Genomic DNA, 1,466 nt, shown 5'->3' on the forward strand with positions numbered 1-1,466 from the left:
ATTGGGCTCATAGGTTATAGCAATCAACGGTTGGTATAATCTAAGAGGGAAACGCAGTTCCGCGACCTATGCAGGACTGATCGAAAGTATCATTGCTTTTGCACATGAAGAGGCAACAGTCCCTGTGTTTCTTTTTGGAACCAGCCAAGGCGCAATCGCTGCCGTAAACGGTGCCGCGCATGCAGCTTCAGGAACTATTGCAGGTGTCGTGCTCAGTGAATCTGTATCAGTCATGGGAGGCAGCAAGGAAACTGTTTTTAGTGCAACCCCGCAAAAAGTTACAGTACCTGTTCTTATTGTGGCCAACCAAGATGATCGATGCGATGTCGCACCGCCTCAAGCCGCGCAACAGATTGCTTCCGCCATGACAGCAAGCCCTGAAGTGCGCGTGTTCATGGTTTCTGGTGGAATAACAAAATCAAAAAAGAATTGTGGCTCCTTAACACCTCATGGGTATTTTGGCATTGAAAATGATGTCGTCGACAAAGTCAGTGCGTGGCTGGATGCCAAATCCCGATAATCTTCAGGCTATTGTTGTTTGAATCTGAGAAATCAGATGACGTACGGCTGGTGCAACCTCATCTGAGCGAAAAATGGCGGCAATTTCTGAAACGATTGGTTCTCCCGCAATATCGCGGAAAACAACGCCCGGCAAATTGACAACACTTCGTAAAGCACTGGGAATAACCGAAATACCATTGCCAATTGAGACCTGTGTCAACACAGCCAGTAAGCTCCCTGGCATAGAAACAATACGGGGCGTAAATCCACCTCGACTTGCGACCTGGAATGTGCCGAAAGCCTGCTCGGGCAATATAAAAGATACGTTGGCAATTTCGTGCGGCGTAACCGGGCCTTCCGACTTTTCTTCGACACCAGGAATCACGGAAAGTGCCAGGCAAAAGTGATCGCGGATCAACACATGGTGACTCAATAGCTGTGGCATCGCCATAGGCAGCCTTACAAAACCGATATCTACGTCACCGTCCGCAACCAGTTGAGGCAGTTTATCCATAGGGAATTCACGCACTTTTAAAAGCACGTCTGGATAACTCTGCGTAAATTGGTTCATCTGGTCTTGCAGTATTCCCGTATACGCAGCTGACGCAACATAACCAATCTCTATCCGACCCAATTCACCGCGCCCAGCACGACGACCGGCGTTCTCGGCTGTTGCAAATTGTTTGAGCACGCGCCGTGCTTCAGAAAGGAAAACCTCTCCCGCAGATGTAAGCGTCACAGAACGCTTTGTTCGGTTGAGAAGTTGAGCTGATAATGTGCGCTCAATTTCCTGTATCTGCACAGTCAGAGTGGACGGGGAAATATTCAGCCGTTCTGCCGCCCGTGTAAAATGAAGTTCTTCCGCCAAGACCACAAAATAGCGGAGATGTCTCAGTTCCATTCCTCTATCCCCCTCCCCGCATTATTAGGGCCTGTTAGCACTTGAAATACTTCCTATATTATAG

The 1,466-nt window shown here is 48.6% G+C and carries 1 protein-coding gene and 1 pseudogene; one reads left to right on the forward strand and one right to left on the reverse strand.

Annotation, left to right across the window (positions count from 1 at the left end; translation table 11 throughout):
• Window positions 1–37: 37 nt before the first annotated feature.
• Window positions 38–520 (forward strand): annotated as a pseudogene (locus AD944_RS00470) (alpha/beta hydrolase); the annotation flags it as partial.
• Window positions 521–523: 3 nt separating this feature from the next.
• Here the strand turns inward: AD944_RS00470 and AD944_RS00475 are convergent.
• Entirely contained in the window at window positions 524–1,402 is an 879-nt protein-coding gene (locus AD944_RS00475) for a LysR family transcriptional regulator (protein ID WP_045543170.1), read from the reverse strand.
• Between the last annotated feature and the right edge of the window lie 64 nt (window positions 1,403–1,466).

Source organism: Acetobacter tropicalis, from assembly GCF_001580915.1.
Lineage (GTDB): Bacteria > Pseudomonadota > Alphaproteobacteria > Acetobacterales > Acetobacteraceae > Acetobacter > Acetobacter tropicalis.

Excerpts from the sequence above, each read along its gene's own strand:
- AD944_RS00475 (WP_045543170.1), bottom strand. The coding sequence starts at position 1,402 with ATGGAACTGAGACATCTCCGCTATTTTGTGGTCTTGGCGGAAGAACTT.